The organism is Nitrobacter sp. Nb-311A, from assembly GCF_000152905.1.
GTDB lineage: Bacteria > Pseudomonadota > Alphaproteobacteria > Rhizobiales > Xanthobacteraceae > Nitrobacter.
On sequence record NZ_AAMY01000063.1, the window covers coordinates 1 to 1202 of the forward strand.

Annotated in this window: 1 pseudogene; it reads left to right on the forward strand. The window is 69.3% G+C overall.

The window, feature by feature from the left end:
- Positions 1 to 1202 (forward strand): annotated as a pseudogene (locus NB311A_RS09140) (AMP-binding protein); the annotation flags it as partial.

Sequence of the window (1202 nt, forward strand, 5' to 3'; positions counted from 1 at the left end):
GAAGGCGCTCGCGGCCGCGCATGAGGTGAGCATGATCCAGGCGACGCCCGCGACCTGGCGGATGCTGCTCGATCACGAGGGGGCGCTTCGTCGGGCTGCCGGGTGCTGTGCGGCGGCGAGGCGTTGCCGCCGGACCTGGCGCGGCGGCTGGTGGCGCAGGCGGGCGAGGTCTGGAACCTGTACGGCCCGACCGAGACCACGGTGTGGTCGGCGCGTCATCGCCTGGATGCGGCGGACGCCCGCCCTGCGCTGGGCCGCCCGATCGGCAACACCACGCTGTACGTTCTGGATCATGATCTCAACGTTGCACCTGTTGGGGTTGCCGGCGAGCTTTACATTGGCGGTGCGGGACTGGCGCGGGGCTATTGGCGGCGCGGCGCGCTGACGGCGGAGCGCTTCATGCCTGATCCGTTCGGCCTGCCCGGAGCGCGGCTTTATCGCACCGGCGATGTGGCGCGATGGGGCGAGGACGGGGTGCTGGAGTATGTCGGGCGCGCCGACCATCAGGTGAAGATCCGCGGCTTCCGGATCGAGCTTGGCGAGATCGAGGCGCGGCTTGCGGCGCAGGCGGGCGTGGGTGCGGCGGTGGTGGTGGCGCGCGAGGCCGGGACGGGACGCCAGCTTGTCGGTTATGTCAGCGGCGAGGCTCTGGATGCTGCGGCGCTGAAGGCTGCGCTGGCGGCGTCATTGCCGGACTACATGGTGCCGGCGCGGATCGTGGTGCTGGAGCGGCTGCCGCTGACGCCGAACGGCAAGATCGACCGCAAGGCGCTGCCGCCGCCGGACCGGCTTGCGGCTTCGGCCGAGCACATCGCGCCGCGCACGCCGGCGGAAGCCGCGCTCGCGACGATCTGGGCGGAGCTTCTCGGCCAGCCTGTCATCGGCGTCACAGACAATTTCTTTGAGCTTGGCGGCGACTCGATCATTTCGTTGCAGATGGTGAGCCGCGCCCGCCGCCAAGGCGTCCTGATCGAGCCGCGCGATGTCTTCCAGCATCAGACGATCGAGGCGCTGGCGGCATTGTCCCGCGACAACGATGTAGCCGAGGACCGGTCCGAGCCGGCACACGATGTGCTCGCGGAGTTATCGGATGATCAGCTCGAACGGCTCGGTCTGGATCCGAGCTGCATCGAGGACGTCTATCCGCTGTCCCCGATGCAGCAGGGCATGTTGTTTCATAGCCTGCGCGATGCCGACAGCGG